Source organism: Paraburkholderia sp. SOS3 (genome assembly GCF_001922345.1).
Classification (GTDB): domain Bacteria; phylum Pseudomonadota; class Gammaproteobacteria; order Burkholderiales; family Burkholderiaceae; genus Paraburkholderia.
Genome location: NZ_CP018811.1, coordinates 3,757,800 through 3,775,179, shown reverse-complemented (window position 1 = coordinate 3,775,179; position 17,380 = coordinate 3,757,800). Strand labels below are relative to the sequence as shown.

14 protein-coding genes are annotated in these 17,380 nt (G+C 64.7%); 8 read left to right on the top strand and 6 right to left on the bottom strand.

Features of this window, described 5'->3' with window-relative positions; genetic code table 11:
• Positions 1-166: 166 nt before the first annotated feature.
• Positions 167-1,786, top strand: a complete 1,620-nt coding sequence (gene zwf / locus BTO02_RS16825) for a glucose-6-phosphate dehydrogenase (protein WP_083615160.1) — start codon at positions 167-169, stop codon at positions 1,784-1,786.
• A gap of 331 nt (positions 1,787-2,117) precedes the next feature.
• A complete protein-coding gene (locus BTO02_RS16820) occupies positions 2,118-2,873 on the top strand; it encodes an ROK family protein (RefSeq protein WP_075158951.1) in 756 nt (251 codons plus the stop codon).
• A gap of 140 nt (positions 2,874-3,013) precedes the next feature.
• On the opposite strand, the gene BTO02_RS16815 is transcribed toward BTO02_RS16820, so the two are convergent.
• From BTO02_RS16815 to BTO02_RS16805, 3 genes are all read right to left on the bottom strand, one after another.
• Complete coding sequence (locus tag BTO02_RS16815) at positions 3,014-3,688, bottom strand: hypothetical protein (protein ID WP_075157985.1); 675 nt, start codon at positions 3,686-3,688, stop codon at positions 3,014-3,016.
• On the bottom strand, positions 3,685-3,951 hold the full coding sequence (locus tag BTO02_RS16810) for a hypothetical protein (protein WP_075157984.1): 267 nt from the start codon (positions 3,949-3,951) through the stop codon (positions 3,685-3,687). Before BTO02_RS16810 ends, BTO02_RS16815 begins: the two co-directional genes overlap by 4 nt.
• Before the next feature lie 285 nt (positions 3,952-4,236).
• A complete protein-coding gene (locus BTO02_RS16805; protein WP_075157983.1) occupies positions 4,237-5,235 on the bottom strand; it encodes an aldo/keto reductase in 999 nt (332 codons plus the stop codon).
• 486 nt (positions 5,236-5,721) lie between these two features.
• Here BTO02_RS16805 and BTO02_RS16800 point away from each other — a divergent pair, with 486 nt between their 5' ends.
• Positions 5,722-7,320, top strand: coding sequence for a histidine kinase famiy protein (locus tag BTO02_RS16800; RefSeq protein ID WP_075157982.1), 1,599 nt, complete (start codon positions 5,722-5,724; stop codon positions 7,318-7,320).
• 25 nt (positions 7,321-7,345) lie between these two features.
• Here BTO02_RS16800 and BTO02_RS16795 read toward each other — a convergent pair whose 3' ends face one another.
• Complete coding sequence (locus tag BTO02_RS16795; protein ID WP_075157981.1) at positions 7,346-8,488, bottom strand: LacI family DNA-binding transcriptional regulator; 1,143 nt, start codon at positions 8,486-8,488, stop codon at positions 7,346-7,348.
• Between the two features lie 211 nt (positions 8,489-8,699).
• Between BTO02_RS16795 and BTO02_RS16790 the strand changes: the two genes are divergently transcribed.
• From BTO02_RS16790 to BTO02_RS16780, 3 genes are read left to right on the top strand one after another with little or no spacing between them, the layout of a single operon-like run.
• Entirely contained in the window at positions 8,700-9,881 is a 1,182-nt protein-coding gene (locus tag BTO02_RS16790; RefSeq protein WP_075157980.1) for an ABC transporter ATP-binding protein, read from the top strand.
• A gap of 11 nt (positions 9,882-9,892) precedes the next feature.
• Entirely contained in the window at positions 9,893-11,872 is a 1,980-nt protein-coding gene (locus BTO02_RS16785) for a beta-galactosidase (protein WP_075157979.1), read from the top strand.
• 56 nt (positions 11,873-11,928) lie between these two features.
• Positions 11,929-13,203: an ABC transporter substrate-binding protein gene (locus BTO02_RS16780; RefSeq protein ID WP_075157978.1), complete on the top strand. Its 1,275-nt coding sequence runs from the start codon at positions 11,929-11,931 to the stop codon at positions 13,201-13,203.
• 175 nt (positions 13,204-13,378) lie between these two features.
• Here BTO02_RS16780 and BTO02_RS16775 read toward each other — a convergent pair whose 3' ends face one another.
• Positions 13,379-13,717: a hypothetical protein gene (locus tag BTO02_RS16775; protein WP_156883846.1), complete on the bottom strand. Its 339-nt coding sequence runs from the start codon at positions 13,715-13,717 to the stop codon at positions 13,379-13,381.
• Positions 13,718-14,015: 298 nt separating this feature from the next.
• On the opposite strand from BTO02_RS16775, the gene BTO02_RS16770 reads away from it, so the two are divergent.
• A complete protein-coding gene (locus tag BTO02_RS16770) occupies positions 14,016-15,527 on the top strand; it encodes an HD domain-containing phosphohydrolase (RefSeq protein WP_075157977.1) in 1,512 nt (503 codons plus the stop codon).
• Here the strand turns inward: BTO02_RS16770 and BTO02_RS16765 are convergent.
• Complete coding sequence (locus tag BTO02_RS16765; protein ID WP_075157976.1) at positions 15,499-16,140, bottom strand: TetR/AcrR family transcriptional regulator; 642 nt, start codon at positions 16,138-16,140, stop codon at positions 15,499-15,501. The genes BTO02_RS16770 and BTO02_RS16765 overlap by 29 nt on opposite strands.
• A 416-nt stretch (positions 16,141-16,556) precedes the next feature.
• Between BTO02_RS16765 and BTO02_RS16760 the strand changes: the two genes are divergently transcribed.
• Entirely contained in the window at positions 16,557-17,336 is a 780-nt protein-coding gene (locus BTO02_RS16760; RefSeq protein WP_075157975.1) for an SDR family NAD(P)-dependent oxidoreductase, read from the top strand.
• Positions 17,337-17,380: the final 44 nt, after the last annotated feature.

Genomic DNA, 17,380 nt, shown 5'->3' with positions numbered 1-17,380 from the left:
ATACCGGGGCGCAGTTCTTGCCGCGTCGATGCCATGCTGGCGCGGCGGCTTTACGGAAGTCTTGCGAAAGCGCGCCGCCGCGCGATCCGATGGAACTGTATGGCCGCGCGGCGGGTCATCCTGGTAATGCCAGTCATCTGTGGGTCACCATCTGCGAGGGAATGCCATGCCGTCCGATACGAATGCCACCGTCGAAGTGAATGCGTCCAGGGCAACCTCGGCCACTGCCACGGCGAAAGTGCCTGCTGCGCCGCCTGCCGCGCTCGCCCGAGGCGAGGGTCCTTGCGGACCCGCGGGCGAATGCAAGGCGCCGCCGTGCACGCTCGTGATCTTCGGCGCGGGCGGCGATCTGACCAAGCGGCTGCTCGTGCCCGCGTTGTACAACCTCGTCGTCGACGGGCTGCTCGATGACGGCCTGCAGGTGATCGGCGTGAATCGCGGCGAGCGCGGCACCGACGATTGGCGCGACGATCTGCATGCATCGCTGCAGCAGTTCGCGGCGGAGCGCTCGAGCGCGGGCAAGGCCGACGAAGCGTCGTGGAACTGGCTCGCGCAGCGGCTGCACTATATGGGCGGCGACTTCTCGACGCCCGAGACCTTCGAGCACGTGAAGCAGGCCATCGGCAAGACCGGCTGCGGCAATGCGATCTTTTATCTCGCGATCGGCGAGCGCTTCTTCAAGCCGGTCGTCGAACAGCTCGGCAAAGCGGGCTTGCTCGACGAAGAGAGTGCGGGCGGCTTCAGGCGCGTGGTGATCGAAAAGCCGTTCGGCAACGACCTCGCATCGGCGCGCGATCTGAACGAGCACATCCTCACTTACGCGAAAGAAGAGCAGATCTACCGGATCGATCACTTCCTCGGCAAGGAAACGGTGCAGAGCATTCTCGCGGTGCGCTTTGCGAATGCGCTGTTCGAGCCCGTATGGCGGCGCGAGTATATCGACAGCGTGCAGATCACCGCGTCCGAGACGCTCGGCGTCGAAGGGCGCGGTGCATTCTACGAACATACGGGCGCGTTTCGCGACATGGTGCCCAATCACCTGTTCCAGCTGATGGCCATGATCGCGATGGAGCCGCCGAACTCGTTCGATGCCGAAACGGTGCGCGACAAGAAGGCCGAAGTGTTCGAAGCGATCCAGCCGCTGCGTGCCGAAGACGTCGTATTCGGACAGTACGAAGACGGACCCGCCGGTGTCGGCTATCGCAAGGAGCCGAACGTCGCGCCCGACAGCACGACCGAAACCTACGCGGCCGCGCGGGTTCAGATCGACAACTGGCGCTGGGGCGGCGTGCCGTTCTATCTGCGCACGGGCAAGCGGCTCTCCGTGCGCCGCACCGAGATCGCAGTGCAGTTAAAGCGCGTGCCCTTCCTGATGTTTCGCGATACGCCCGTCGATTCGCTGATGCCGAACGTGCTGACGCTGCGTATCGATCCAACGCACGGCACGCGTTTCGACTTCAACGTGAAGGTGCCGGGCCCGACGATGCGCATGGGCCGCGTGCGCTCGACATTCGACTACAACGATTTCTTCAAGGAACAGGCGAACGTCGGCTACGAAACGCTGCTGTACGACTGCATGCTCGGCGACGAGACGCTGTTCCAGCGGGCCGACAGCATCGAAGGGAGCTGGGCGGCGGTGGACGCGGTGCTGCATCCGACCGCCGGTGGGGCGATGCCCGTGCATGGCTACGCGGCGGGCGGCAGCGGGCCTGCGCAAGCCGATGCGCTGCTGGCGCGCGACGGGCGCGCCTGGCGGCCGCTCGACGATGAACCGAAGCGGCGCTGATGGGTCGAGTGGATAGAACAACTTCAAAGGGACGATGACGATGCCAACACGAAAAAAGACGGTGGCAAGCACGAAGACGAGTGCGAAGAAGACTGCAAGGAAAGCTGCGGCAGGTGTGGCCGTGAAGTCGGCCGCGGCCCGGAAGGGGGCTGTTGCAGTGAAGAAAAGCGCGGTGAGAACGGGTGCTGCGAAGAAGGCTGCTGCAAAGAAGGCTGCCGCAACCGGGAGCCCGACCGCAGCCGCGGGCAGGAAGGCCGCCGCGTCGCGCAAGTCGGCACGGTCCGCACCGTCGTCACAGCACACCGCCGGCGCGCTCGGTGCGCGCGAGCGCATTCTTGCCATCGATATCGGCGGCACCGGGCTCAAGGCCGCGGTCATCGACGGCAACGGCAAGATGCTGAGCGAACGCGTGCGGATCGCCACGCCGCATCCGTGTACACCCGAGCAGATGGCCGACACGCTTGCGAAGCTCGTCGAGCCGTTGCTCGAGCAACATCACCCGACGCGGATGTCGATGGGCTTTCCCGGTGTCGTGCGCGAGAACCGCGTGCTGACCGCGCCGAATATCGGCGACGAGGGCTGGCATGGCGTGCCGCTCGCCGACATGCTCGCGAAGCGCGTCGGCGGCTTGCCGGTACGGATGATCAACGACGCCGAGATGCAGGGTCTCGCCGCGATCGAAGGGCACGGTCTCGAATTCGTGCTGACGCTTGGCACCGGCGCGGGCACGGCGCTCTTTCGCGATGGCGAACTGATGCCGCATCTCGAACTCGCGCATCACCCCGTCAGCAAGAATCGCACGTACGATGAGTACATCGGTGGACACGCGCGCGAGTCGGCGGGCGACAAACGGTGGAACAAGCGCGTCGAGAAGGTCATCGGCATACTCGAGCGGCTCGTGAACTATGACCGGTTGTGGATCGGCGGCGGCAATGCGGTGAACCTGAAGTTCGATCTTCCCGCGAACGTGGCGATCGTGTCGAACGCGGCCGGCATCGAGGGCGGTGCGCGGCTCTGGCATCCGCGTTCGGTACGCGAAACCCGGCAGTTTCCGGATACGGATTTGCACGGCGGACAGTCTGGCTAGTAGTGCGCGTAGAGGTGGGCGTAGTGGTAGGCGTAGAAGTGGGCGGAGCTTAAGGCAGAGTGCCGGCGCCATACCGTGCGCTGGCGAAAGGAGCGGGGGCGGGGCGCGCGCGGTCTGCGCTCCTTTTTCGATGCCGGGCGTTACAGGCTATGCGTTGAGACCCAAAGCCAGATGGGCTTCCATCCCAACGTGACGCCGAGAACTGCAACAATTCCCGTACCCGTCCAGAACAACCGGTGGACAAAGTCCTTCAGCGACGAGAGTTTGTCTTCGGTTGTCTTCACCCGCTCGAGCGCGCTCGTCTCCAGCTTGTCGGCGCGCTGCTCGACTTTTCCGACGCGCCTCTCGAATCGCTCCTCGGATTCGCGGCTCAGTTGAGTCAATCGCTTCTCAGACTCGGCGCCCGATTGAGCCCAACGCTTTTCGGCCTCTTCGCTCGACCTGGCCCAACGCTTCTCGGCCTCTTCGCTCGACTTGGCCCAACGCTTTTCGGCTTCCTCGCCCAGCTTGGTCAGGCGCTTCTCGGACTCCTCACCCAGCTTGGTCAAACGCTTCTCGGACTCTTCGCTCAATTTGGTCAAACGCAATTCCGATTCGCGGGCGAGATCGGTGAAGCGGACCTCCGAGTCCTTCACGTACGCGTCTAACTGGAGTTGAGACGTTGTCAAAGCGCCAAGCTCGCGGTGGATACGTGCGAGTTGTTCGTACACCGCGAAAGCGAAGTCGCTTCCGGTCTCATTGCCCATTGTCTGAGCCTGAACCGGCAGGTCGGGCGCGTCGACGACGGCGCTTTGTGTCCAGGAAGTTTGCATCATGTTTTACTCAGCTGCAGCCCTATGAATTCCCATATCGACTTCGGTGCACGGCCGTGAAACGCCGTTACCCGCAATAAGATGCCCATTCCGGTGCGGCCTTCGTTGATGCCGAGTTTTTCCCCGAGCTCGACTGTCGAGCCGTTGAAGGACAGAAAGAACTTGTCGCTGGCCACTTCGTGGAAATCACGTGCGGAAACGAGCTGTCTTGCTGCTGCGATGACCCTGTCCGGATTGGACAGCGCTGTGATGAAGTACAGAGCCATGGCTGGGTTCGATCTTTCCTGCTGTGGAATAAGCGTCCACCAAATCGTACCTCACCTCGATATCTGCCTGGTAATCCTTTTTATTTTAATATGCATCACTGCCTTAAAGGCGCTCGATATATCTAAACTTATTCTCTATTAATAGCCAGATATAAGACACGACCCGCGCGTTGCAATATACAAACAAGGAAATTCCGAACCAGTCCTACAAGCAGGACGCTGTGGACCGAGGAGCGCGCCGTTCGTCTCCCCGGTCCGTCTTCGCGTGGCCGATCAAGCCGAACTTTATCGAGCCGCGTCACCCCAACGGTATTCGACGGTCGCATCGTCGAGCTGCGCCTTCACTTCCGGATCGAGTTTCAGATCGATTGCCGCGAGCGTCTCGTCGAGCTGTTCGGGCCGGCTCGCACCGATGATCGCCGATGTCACGACCGGATTGGCGAGCACCCAGGCCAGCGACGTTTTCGCCAGCGACACGCCGGTTTTGTCGACGATGCCGCGCAGCTTGTCGATCGTCTGGAACTCGCGCTCGTGCCAGTAGCGCTCCTGGTACATCGCGCCGGCCTTGCCGACGGTGGCCGATGTGAAGCGCCCTTCGGCGGGCTTCGCATCGTGCCGATGCTTGCCGGTCAGCAGGCCGCCCGCGAGCGGGTTATAAGGCATGACCGCGAGTTTCTCCTCGGCGGCGAGCGGCAGCAGTTCGCGTTCGATCTGACGGAACAGCAGGTTGTAGCGCGGCTGCACCGAGACGAAGCGCACGACGCGCAACACATCCGCGCGGCCCAGCGCGCGTGCGAGCCGGTACGCGAGGAAGTTCGACACGCCGACATAGCGCGCCTTGCCCGAGCGCACGATCGTATCGAGTGCCTCGAGCGTTTCTTCGAGCGGCGTGTCGTGATCGTCGTTATGCAACTGATAGAGATCGACGTAGTCGGTGTTCAGGCGCCGCAGCGAGTTGTCGATCGCATTGAGCAGATGCTTGCGCGACGAACCCTGATCCCACTCAGACGGGCCGACCTTGTTGAATGCCTTGGTCGCGACGATGAAGCGCTCGCGCTTGCCCTTGAGCCATTGCCCGATGATTTCCTCGGTACGGCCGGTCTGCTCGACGGTCGCGCCGAGCGGATAGGCATCGGCGGTGTCGATAAACGTGACGCCCGCATCGGTCGCCTTGTCGAGAATGGCGCGCGATACGGATTCGTCGGTCTGAAGGCCGAAGGTCATCGTGCCGAGGCATAGACGCGAAACAGTCAGGCCTGTACCGCCGAATTTGCAATATTGCATGGACGTGTCTCCGCAATGAGGACGTAAGGAAAGAAAGGCGCACGACATCTGCGAAATGCCTGCGGGAGCGGCCCGCGCGGGCCTTGCGCCGGAAGCGCGATGCGAAAACACGAAGCATAGCGGGTATCGCGACTTCGCGTCGGAGGCGGCGTGCACAACGACCGCCGCATTGAAAATTTTGCAGACCCGTCGTGTCCCGCGTTTCCACGTTGCAATGGCCTTGCCGGCTTGCGGCAAAAACGGCCGACGTGCGGACTTACACATTGCAACACACTCGTGTCACGCCCGGCGGGCCGGGATTTCGCGCATCGCGCGTTGGTATGCGGCGCGTGCATCGGCCGCGCGGCGCGTCTCGTGGGCATGAATTTCGCACTTCGGCCCATACTGCAACTGCCTGGCGGAGTGCGGCGCGCCCACACATGAGTGATTGAACCCGCGAGCAAACCCGCGAGTCGTGTGGCCCGTCATCAGCGCCTGCCGGAAGCTATGGACACGACTCGAATTCAAACCACGATTCGCAGCGGTGCGCACGAGATTTCGGACCACCGCGACGATATCTTTTTCGCGGCCGTATCGACCACGCGCATGCCGATGGTCGTCACCGATCCGCATCAGCCCGACAACCCGATTATCTTCGCGAACCATGCGTTCCTGCGCATGACGGGCTATGAACCGCACGAGGTGCTCGGCCAGAACTGCCGGTTTCTGCAGGGTCCCGAGACCGATCGCGCGGCCATCGACGAAGTACGCCGCGCGGTGGCCGAACGGCGCGAGCTTGCGATCGAAGTCATGAACTACCGGAAGGACGGCACGACCTTCTGGAATGCGCTCTTTCTGTCGCCGGTGTTCGATGAGGCAGGCGAGCTCGTTTATTTCTTCGGCTCGCAGCTCGACGTGAGCCGCCGGCGCGATGCCGAGGACGCGCTGCACCAGGCGCAGAAAATGGAAGCGCTCGGCCAGTTGACGGGCGGCATCGCGCACGACTTCAACAACCTGCTGCAGGTGATGTCCGGCTACGTCGATATGCTGCAGCTCGGCATCGAGCACGATGCCGATCGCGACGGCATGCTGCGCAGCCTCGACAAGATGCGCGGCTCGGTCTCCAAAGCCACGACGCTGACTCAACATCTGCTCGCGTTTGCGCGCAAGCAAAGACTGGTCGGCCGCACGGTGAATCTGAACACGCTCGCCGAGGGCATGGTCGAGCTGGCGCGGCGCACGCTCGGCGAGGAAATCTCGCTCGTCACCGAGTTCGAAGAAAATCTCGCGAATTGCCGTGTCGATTCGTCGCAACTCGAAGTCGCGCTGCTCAATGTGCTGCTCAATGCACGCGATGCGTTGCACGAGCGTCGCGACGGTGTCGTGACCGTGCGCACGCAGAGCCTCGATCTCGACCGGCCGCAGTTGATCGGCTTCGCGGACCTGCGCCCGGGCCGATACGTGTCGATCTCCATCTCCGATAACGGCAGCGGCATTCCCCCCGAAATCGTCGATCGCGTGATGGACCCGTTCTTCACGACGAAGGAAGAGGGCAAAGGCACGGGACTCGGACTGTCGATGGTCTATGGCTTCGCGAAGCAGTCGGGCGGCGCGGTGAATCTGTATTCGGAGGTCGGCATAGGCACGACGCTGAGGCTTTATTTCCCCGCCGCGCACGATGCGAAGCTGGCGCGACCGGTCGCGCCGAAGGCGATCGAACAGGCGGGCAACGAGACGATTCTGATTGTCGACGATCGCGTCGAAGTGGCCGAGGTCGCGCAGGCGATGCTGCAACAGATCGGCTACCGCACGCGCGTCGTGCTCGATGCGAAAGAGGCGCTCGTCGCGCTGCAGGATGGCGCGGATTTCGACCTGCTGTTCACCGATCTGATCATGCCCGGCAATATGAACGGCGTGATGCTCGCGCGCGAGGCGCAGCGCCTGCGGCCGAACCTCAAGGTGCTGCTGACGACCGGCTATGCCGATGCATCGATCGAGCGCAAGGATGCGGCGGGCGCCGAATTCGCGATCATTCACAAGCCGTATCAGCGCGCGGAGCTTGCGCGCAAGGTGCGCGTCGTGCTCAATGGGCCGACGGGCGTGTGATATTGCGCCCGTCCATCTCTGGCCTTCATGCGCGCGACCGTTTCCCCTTTAAGCCGCTCGCACCACGCGGCGCGCAAGTCGAACCACGCAACATCAGCCGTGGCGCTGACGTGACGCAGACGCGCGCTGCACTCGCGTCGTGCGGTGCGTCGTGCGGTGCGTCGTTGCGTTGCCGTGCATCGTTGCGTGCGTCGTTGCGTGCGTCGCGCCGCGCCGCGTGACGCGCGTCGCCGGGCCGCTCGACCAGCTCTCGCAGCAGCGACACCGCCAGTTCCGCCGCTTCGACAGTAGGCACTGCGACCGTTGTCAAAGGCGGCCGCGACTGCTGCGCGAGCTGAATATCGGTGATACCGACCACCGACAGATCGGTCGGCACATCGCGCCCGAGATCGAACGCGGCATTGATCGAACCGAGCGCAGGCAGATCGTTGGTCGCGAAGATTGCCGTGGCATGCGGATGTGCCGCGAGCAGATCGCGCGCGGCCGCATAGCCGCCTTCGATCGTGTCGGGCGCATGCCGCACGCACGTGCGCGGCAGCTTGACGCCCGCCGCCCGCAACGCGTCGACGAAGCCTTCATGGCGCGCCGCATGAATGCCGGCGCGCTTGCTGCCGACAATCGCAACGATATGCCGATGGCCGAGTTCGAGCAGGTGCTGCGCGGCGAGTTCGCCCGCGCGGCGGAAATCGACGGCGACGCACGGCAGCCCCGGCGGGTCGTGGGGCCGCTCCCACATGCACAGCACGACCGGCGTGCCGCGCGCTTCGGTTTTGTGCAGGTCGGCGAAATCGAGATTCGCGTTCATCACGAGCACGCCCTCCGACAGCGTGCCGGCAATCTGTTCGAGATATTTGCGGCCGACAAGCGGGTCCTGGTTCGTATTGCAGATGATCACGAAATGCCCGCTTGCGCGCGCCGCACGCTCGACCGCAAGCGCGAACTCCGGATAGAACGGATTGGCGATGCTCGACACCATCAGTGCGATGGTCGGCGCGCGGCCTTCGGCGAGCGCGCGCGCGGCCAGATGCGGGCGATAGCCGAGTGCGGCAACCGCCTCGAGCACGCGCTTGCGCGTGACTTCGCCGACGCGTCCGCGGTTGCGCAGCACGTTCGAGACAGTTGCCGAGGTAACGCCGGCGTGGGCCGCGACTTCGCTCAAAGTGGACATGGAGTGGATAAATGAAAGGTGCCGCCAGTATGTGGGATGTCTTCCCGGAATTTGCGTTGCGGCCCGGCGCGCGGCAACATTCCCGCACAAACACAATGAGATCGGAGACGAGCTTCCTGCGAACGGTCGCGCTTGCGATCGTTTTTTGAAGCCCCGCTGATTAAGCGCTTAATCTCCGGCTCCCGCTGATTTAAACATGGAGTGGAGACGAATGGCGAGCATTTCGTTACGCGGCGTACAGAAAGCGTACGGCGATAGCGCGCCGGTGATTCGCAACGTCGATCTGGAGATCGGCGAAAACGAGTTCTGCGTGTTTCTCGGTCCGTCCGGTTGCGGCAAGTCGACGCTGCTGCGCATGATCGCGGGCCTCGAAGACGTGACCGACGGCGACCTGTCGATCGGCGGGCGCATCGTGAACGATATTCCCTCGGCCGAGCGCGGCGTGGCGATGGTGTTTCAGAGCTACGCGCTATTTCCGCATATGAGCGTCTACGAGAACATGGCGTTCGGACTCAAGCTTGCGAAAGTGCCGAAGAGCGAGGTCGACCGCAAGGTGCGCGAAGCCGCGCGGATTCTGCAGCTCGAAGCGTTGCTCGAACGGCGTCCGCGCGCCTTGTCGGGCGGCCAGCGGCAGCGCGTGGCGATCGGCCGCGCGATCGTGCGGGAGCCCGGTGTGTTTCTGTTCGACGAGCCGCTGTCGAATCTCGATGCGACCTTGCGCGGCCAGACGCGTATCGAGATTGCGAAGCTGCATCGGCAATTCGCGAAGGCGAGCGTCGTGTACGTGACGCACGATCAGACCGAGGCGATGACGCTGGCCGACCGCATCGTGCTGCTGCATGCAGGCAAGGATACCGAACGCCACGGCAGCATTGCGCAGATCGGCGCGCCGCTCGAGCTGTATCACCGGCCGGCGAGCCGTTTCGTCGCCGGCTTTATCGGCTCGCCGCGCATGAATTTTCTGCCCGCGACGGTCGTCTGCGCCGATGCGCAAGGCGTGAGCGTCACGCTTGCGCAAACGGGCGAACGCATGCGCATCGAAGCCGACGGCAGCAGCTTGCAGAACGCGCAGCCGGTTACGTTCGGCGTGCGTCCTGAGCATCTCGAGCTGATCGATGCGGATGCTCGCCACGCCGGCGGCGCACATCGCGCGAGCAACACCGACACCACCCTGACACGCAGCGTCCAGCTCGTCGAGCATCTCGGCGAGCACAGCTACGTCCATCTCGATCAACCGGGCGGCGACACGCTGATCGCGAAAGTACCGGGCGGCGCGCAGGTTTCGCTCGGCGAGCGCGTGACGTTTCGCGCGAACCCGGCCGCGTGCCATCTGTTTACCGAAGACGGCTTTGCGGTGCCCGCGCGCGGCGCCGCCGTCGCCCTCAACGCATAAGGAACGAAGCGATGCGCCTCGGAGTTTGCTACTACCCAGAACATTGGCCCGAGTCGATGTGGGAAGACGACGCGCGCCGGATGAAAGCGCTCGGCATCGAGCAGGTGCGGATCGCCGAATTCGCGTGGAGTCGCATCGAACCGGCGCCCGGCGAATACGACTGGGCGTGGCTCGACCGCGCGGTCGACGTGCTCGGCAAGGCCGGCCTGAAGATTGTGATGTGCACGCCGACCGCGACGCCGCCGAAGTGGCTGATCGACCGCCATCCGGACATCCTGCCGGTCGATGCGCACGGGCGGCCGCGCGCGTTCGGCTCGCGCCGTCACTACGATTTTTCGTCGCCGTCGTTTTTCGAAGCCTCGCGAACGATCTGCACGGCAGTGGCCGAGCGTTACGGCCGGCACCCGGCGGTCGCGTACTGGCAGACCGATAACGAGTACGGCTGCCACAACACCGTGGTCAGCTATTCGCCGGCAGCCATCATGCGTTTTCGTGAGTGGCTCAAGGCACGCTACCAGACCGTCGATGCATTGAACCGCGCATGGGGCACGGTGTTCTGGAGCATGGAGTACCGCAGCTTCGACGAAATCGACGCGCCGGTCGGCACCGTCACCGAAGCGCATCCGTCGCACCGGCTCGATTACCGGCGGTTCGCATCGGATGAGGTCGCGCGCTACAACCGCATGCAGGTCGACATCATCCGCGCGCACTCGCCGGGCCGGCCCGTCGCGCACAACTTCATGCAGCTGTTCACCGAGTTCGATCACTACAAGGTCGCGGCCGATCTCGACGTCGCGACGTGGGACAGCTATCCGCTCGGTGCGCTCGAGCAGCAATGGTTCGCCCCGGAATTGAAGGCGAAATGGCTGCGTACGAGCCATCCGGATTTTGCGTCGTTCAATCACGACGTCTATCGCGGCATGTCGAAGCTGCCGTTCTGGGTCATGGAGCAGCAGCCGGGCCCGGTCAACTGGGCGCCGTGGAATCCGGCGCCGCTGCCGGGCATGGTGCGCCTGTGGAGCTGGGAGGCATTCGCGCATGGCGCGGGCTGCGTGTCGTACTTCAGATGGCGGCAGGCGCCGTTTGCGCAGGAACAGATGCATGCGGGGCTCAACACGCCCGATAACCGGCTCGATATCGGCGGCCACGAAGCGGCGCGCGTGGCCGGGGAAATTCGCGCGGTCGCGGCGGCGCAGGCCGATGCCGACGCCGCGGTGCGCACGAAGGTTGCGCTCGTCTACGACTACGAAGCGAAGTGGCTGTTCGAGATTCATCCGCAGGGCGCCGACTTCGCCTATCCGCGTTTTGCGTTCGAGTATTACTCGGCGTTGCGCGCGCTCGGTTTCGATGTCGACGTGATTCCGGCTACTGCGCCGCTCGACGGCTATGCGCTGGTCGTCGTGCCGCCGCTGCCCATCGTGCCGGACGACTTCGCCGCGCGCATCGAAGCGAGCGGCGCGCATGTCGTGTTCGGTCCGCGCAGCGGGTCGAAGACGCGCGACCTGCAGATTCCGGCGCACTTGCCGCCGGGGCCGCTCGCGTCGTTGCTGCCGATGCGCGTGTGGCGCGTCGAATCGCTGCGGCCGAATGCGGGCGAACGTGTCAGTGTCGACGCGCAGACGGCGGGCGAGGCGCGCCATTGGCGCGATCTGATCGACACGGGCGACGACACGACGCTCGAGATTCGCGCGCGCTTTATGGACGGCCATCCCGCGTACGTGCGCCGCGGCGCCGCGCACTACTTCGCGGGTATTTTCGACGAGCGGCTTACCGGACAGCTATTTGCGCGCATTGCGGCCGAAGCGGGTCTCGCGCCGCACGCGCTCGACGACAGCGTGCGCGTGAGCCGTCGCGGCGCGCTGACCTATGTATTCAACTACGGCGAGCGTACGCACGACATCGGCGACATCGATGGCGTCGCCGCGGCCGACTTCGTGATCGGCGCGCGCAAGGTCGAACCGCAAGGCGTGGCCGCATACCGCACACGTTGAATCGCATCGATCGATCCAGTTGCAGTGCCACATAAAGCAAAACCAAGGAGACAGGAATGACCGTAAAAGCACTGAAGGCTCGCGGCACGCGCATCGCCGTTGCGCTCGCGCTTGCTGCCGCGGCGACGTCGGGTGTGTTGTCTTTCCCGGCCGCCGCGCACGCCGACACGATGACAATCAATATCGCGTTCAAGGGCGCGAGCCAGCGAGCCGTCTGGCAGCAGGTTCTCGACGAATTCAAAAAGGCGCATCCGAACGTCGACGTGAAGGCATCGTTTATCGATGAGGAAGCCTACAAGGTGCAGCTGCCGGGCTGGCTGACGACGGTCGCACCGGACGTCGTGAACTGGCACGACGGCGAGCGCATGGCGTACTACGCGCGGCGCGGTCTGCTCGAAGACCTGAGCGGCGACTGGAAGAAGAACGGTTGGGACGGCATGTACGCGTCGACGAAGGAAGCATCGACTGTCGAAGGCAAGCAGTATGCGGCGCCGACCGTCTATTACGCGTGGGGCATGTTCTATCGCAAGGACCTGTTCCAGAAGGCCGGCATCGCGAGCGAGCCGAAAACGTGGGACCAGTTGCTCGATGCATGCCGCAAGCTGAAGGCGGCCGGCATCACGCCGTTTGCGGTCGGCGGTCGCGATGCATGGACGCTCGCCGGCTGGTTCGATTATTTGGACCTGCGCATCAACGGCAATGCGTTCCATCAGAAGCTGATGGCCGGCGACGTTCCGTACACGGACCCGCGCGTGAAGAAGGTCTACACGACGTGGAAGCAGCTGCTCGACGATCACGACTTTATCGACAACTCGCTGTCGTACGATCTCGACGCCGCGCAGCCGTTCCTGTTCCAGGGCAAGGCCGCGATGATGCTGATGGGCACGTTCATCACCGGCGGCTTCCCGGCGAATGTGAAGCCCTCGATGGGCTTCTTCCAGTTCCCGATCATCGATGCGAACGTGCCGACTGCCGAGGACGGGCCGGTCGAATCGCTGCATATCCCGTCGCGCGCGAAGAACAAGGCCGACGCGCACGCGTTCCTCGCCTTCGTCGAAACACCGGAGATCGGCGCGCAGCTCGCGAAGGGACTCGGGTCGCTGTCGGCGAACAGCAAGTCGCCGGAACCCGACGATCCGATCTCGAAGATCGGCTTTCAGATTCTCGCGAATACGAAGGGCGGTATCGCGCAGTTCTACGATCGCGATATGACGAAGGAAATGGCCGATGAAGGAATGAAGGGCATGCAGCAGTTCGTGTCCGATCCAACCAAGCTCGATGCGATTCTGGCGCAGCTCGAACAGGCGCGTAAGCGCATCTACAAGAAGTGAGGTGGTTCGGCGTTCGGTGAGCCGTGCGCGCGTAGTTACCGGCTTATCGCTGCGGACTCGCGCACTTGCCGCTTGCCGGTTGCCGGCGGTTTTACCCGGTTTCTCGGCCGCGAAGGTTGCCCGCGCCGTTGCGCGGGCTTTTTTTCGTCCGTAATTTCGACCGCTCGCGGCGCGCTCATTCCATCTTCTGTCCGGCAGGCGGCGGCGCGACATCGTTGCGCCAGCCCGCAAGCGGTGCGCCATAGCCGCCCGCTTCGGCATTGTTCGGCAGGCCGTTGGCGAGCTGGGCGCGCGGGTCGGTCGGGTTCAGGTCGAGTTCGCCTGCCTGGCGGTTGCCGTGCGTCGGATACTCGCTGCCAAGCGGCGCGTTCGGCATCAGCTTCGTGCTGTTTTGCGGCGCATGGACGTCGTCGTAGACGGACAGCCCTTGTGCGTTCGCAGAGCCGGCAGCGCCTGCCAAAGCGAGCGCGGCGAGTGCGGCGGCAAGATGCAGCGTAGCGGTGGACTTGTGCACGATCAGCTCCTCATCAGATGAAAACCGGGTGCGCGCCGCGTCGAATGCGCGGCGCGCACGTCGTTCTACTATTGGCGATCGCGGCGAGGACTGCAATGCGCGCGCTGCAGTTATGAGCTTTGTCGGGCAATTGCAGGGGCGTTCGCGTTCCGGGCGCTGCCTGGCGATGTCCGTATTACCGCGTCGCACCGTCTTTTATTGCAATGGCGCGCTTTTTACCGGGCCTCGTTCGCGGCCGCGATGACGGTATAGTGCGCAAGATCGTCAATCGTCCTCTGTTTCCATTCGCCGGCGGATTATGAATGCATCGTCAACGGCGCCGGACCCGGGCGCCGCGCTGCGCGTCTTCGACGCGGTCAAGGCGCTCGCCTTTATCGGCGACCTCAGCATGGGCCAGCCCACCGATCACTCGCTGCGCACCGCGTGGCTCGCCGCCCAATTCGCGCGCGCGGCCGGCGCCGGCGACGCCGTGCACGGCGCGGTCATCGAAGCGTCGCTGTTGCGCTGGTCGGGCTGCACCGCGAACGCGTCGGGTTTTGCCGACCTGCTCGGCGACGACGTCGGCGGCCGCGAAGCGATGCTCGAAAACCGGCCCGACTGGGCGCAGCCGCTCGCCGCGCAAGGCGGCGTCAGCGCCGCCTTGACGCCGCTCGCGCAGATTCACTGCGAAGTCTCGGGCGAAGTCGCGCGCATGCTCGGCCTTGCGGCCGGCACGCAGGCCGCGTTGCGGCACATCTTCGAAGCGTGGGATGGCGGCGGCCTGCCCGACAAGCTCGCGGGCGACGCGGTGCCGGTGGCCGTGTATCTGATCGCGCTGGCCGGCGACCTCGAAATCTTCGCGCGCGTCTATGGCGTCGAACAGGCGCTGCAGCTGATCGCGCAGCGCGCAAATGCACGCTATCCGGCCGCGCTTGTGGCGCTTGGCGACGCGCATGGCCGGCAATGGCTCGCCATGCTCGACGCGCTCGAGCCCGCGCAAATCGACGCCGCGCTCGCGACGCCGCGTATGTCCGATATGACGCCGGCCGAGCTGATCGCCGACGTCATCGATCTGAAGTTGCCGTGGATGACCGGCTACTCGCGCGCCGTCGCGCAGACCGCCGCCCAATGCTGCGCGCAACTGATCGCGGATCCGCTTGCGCAGCAGCGCGTCTACCGCGCGGGTCTGCTGCACGGCATCGGCCGCGCGGCGGTGCCGAATGCGCTGTGGGATACGCCGGGCAGGTTGCCGGCCTCCGCATGGGAGCGCGTGCGTCTCGTGCCGTACTGGACCGCGCGCGCCGGCAGGCAGACCGGCGCACTGGCCGGCGCCGCGGAGCTCGCCTCGTATGCATACGAGCGCGGCGACGGCTCCGGTTATTTTCGCGGCCTCGCGCACGATGCGCTGCCGCTCGAAGCGCGCGTGCTCGCCGCGTCGGTCGCGTGGGTCGCGCTGCGCGCGGCGCGGCCGTGGCGCGCGGCATATGGCGTCGACGAAGCGGCGAAGCTGCTGCGCGAAGATGCGGCAGGCGGCCGGTTCGATCCGGAGGTGGTCGAAGTGCTGCTTGCGTGCGAGTGCGGGCCGGACGCGCCGCGCGCCGCGGCAAGCGCCCAACAGCGCCGGGCAGCGTCCGCGGCGGCGCGGCTGTCCGCGCGCGAGACCGATGTGCTGCGCTCGATCAGCCGCGGCGCGAGCAACAAGGAAGTGGCGCGCGAACTCGATCTGAGCCCGAGCACCGTGCGCACGCACGTCGAAAGCGTGTTTCGCAAGCTCGAGTGTTCGACGCGCGCGGCCGCTACGCTCAAGGCGTCGGCGCTGGGGCTGTTGTAGGCGCGTCGGCCATGTCCGGATGCGTGGCGTCGCGCGCTGCGATCGTATCGATCGAATGGCGGACCGCATGAAGAATTTCGTCCGCGAGTTCGGGCCGCGCCTTGATCACCGCGCGCGAAGCCGAAATCGCCCCGATCATCGCGACGGTCATCGTCACCGCGTGCTCGCGCCGGGTCGCATCGGCCTCTTGCGCGCCAAGCTTCGATGCGAACACGCTAACCATCTGCTCGAAGCCTTCGGCAAACCGCTCGCTGACCGACACGTCCTGTCGTCCGATCTCACTGACCGAGGCGGCCATCGCGCAGCCGTCCGCGATGTCGTCGCGCTTTTGCTCCGACAGATACCCATCGAGCAGTTCGCCGAGTTCGGGCAGGCGCCCGTCGCGCGGCGCCGTCAGGCGCCGATGCCCGCGCTCGAGCCCGAACGCGAGCGCCTCGGCGGCGAGTGCATCCTTCGAGGGAAAGTGCGCGTACAAGGCGCCGTGCGTGAGACCGGCGGCCTTGCCGATTTCGGCGACGCCGACGCCGTCGATGCCGCGCTCGCGCATCAGCCGCGCGGCTGTCTCGATAAGCTTGGCGCGATTCTGCGCCGCCTGTTCCTTGCTGACTTTCATGGCGAACTCCCAACCTTGCCTCGACCCGACCGCTGCGGGGCCGGGACGGGTCTCAAGACGACGTGCAATTTTATAATTGCACATGCAATTATAAGGGCTTCGATCCCTGCGAACACTCAACAATTCCATTGCCTTCGCGCGCGACCGTCTGCCGCGGGGTGATCGTCAATTTACTGTCGATCGTTTCGCTTGCGACGACACCGATGACGGCCACGTATAACCGGACGAAGGTAGCCGCGTCGCTTCCGTTTCCTTTCATTTCCCTTTTGTGCTTGCCCGCTGAACAGAGTGTTCTTCCGGGGTCGTTTGATCTTAATCATTGCGATCAGTATCATTGCAGTTATAGTTGCGGTTGCAATGAATAGCAGCTGAGCCATCCGGTTCGGCGCGGACAAACGGTCTCCAAGGAGAACACCATGCGATTCCAGAACAAAACGGCCCTCGTAACAGGCGGCAACAGCGGTATCGGCTTCGCGACGGCGAAGATGCTGATCGAGCAGGGCGCGCGTGTCGCGATCACCGGGCGCGACGCGAAGAAGCTCGATCAGGCGCTGACGGAGCTTGGCCCGAACGCGATCGGCATCGACGCCGACCTCAACGACGCGGGTGCGCTCGAGCGCGTCGTCAACCGCGTGAAGGACGAGTTCGGCTCGCTCGATGTCGTGTTCGCCAATGCCGGCGTGGGCGGCGCGACGCCGCTTGGCAGCACCACGGCCGAGGCTTTCGAGGCAATTACGCGCACCAACCTGACGTCGGTGTTCCTTACTGTGCAGGCCGCGCTGCCGCTGATGCGCGAAGGCGGCGCGATCGTGCTCAACGGCTCGGTGATGCGCAGCGAGGGCATCGCGGGCTCGGCCGCTTACTCGGCATCGAAGGCGGGCGTGACGGGAATGGCGAAGGTTTTCGCCTCGGAACTGGCGCCGCGCGGGATTCGCGTGAATACGGTCATTCCGGGCGCGACGCGTACGCCGATCTGGACGCGCGGCGCGCGCGCCGGCCAGACGCTCGACGATACGGAAAAGGCCATCGCGCCGCGCATCCCGATCGGGCGTCTCGCCGATCCCGAAGAAACGGCGCGCGCGGTGCTGTTCCTCGCATCGGACGACGCAGTGGGCATGACGGCAACGGAAATCGTCGTCGATGGCGGACTCACGGGTGCACCGAGCGGCGCGCCGGTGTTCCGCGCGCCGCACTGAGACTGCCGCGAACGGCGCTAAAGACGCTGATCGATGCTGAACGG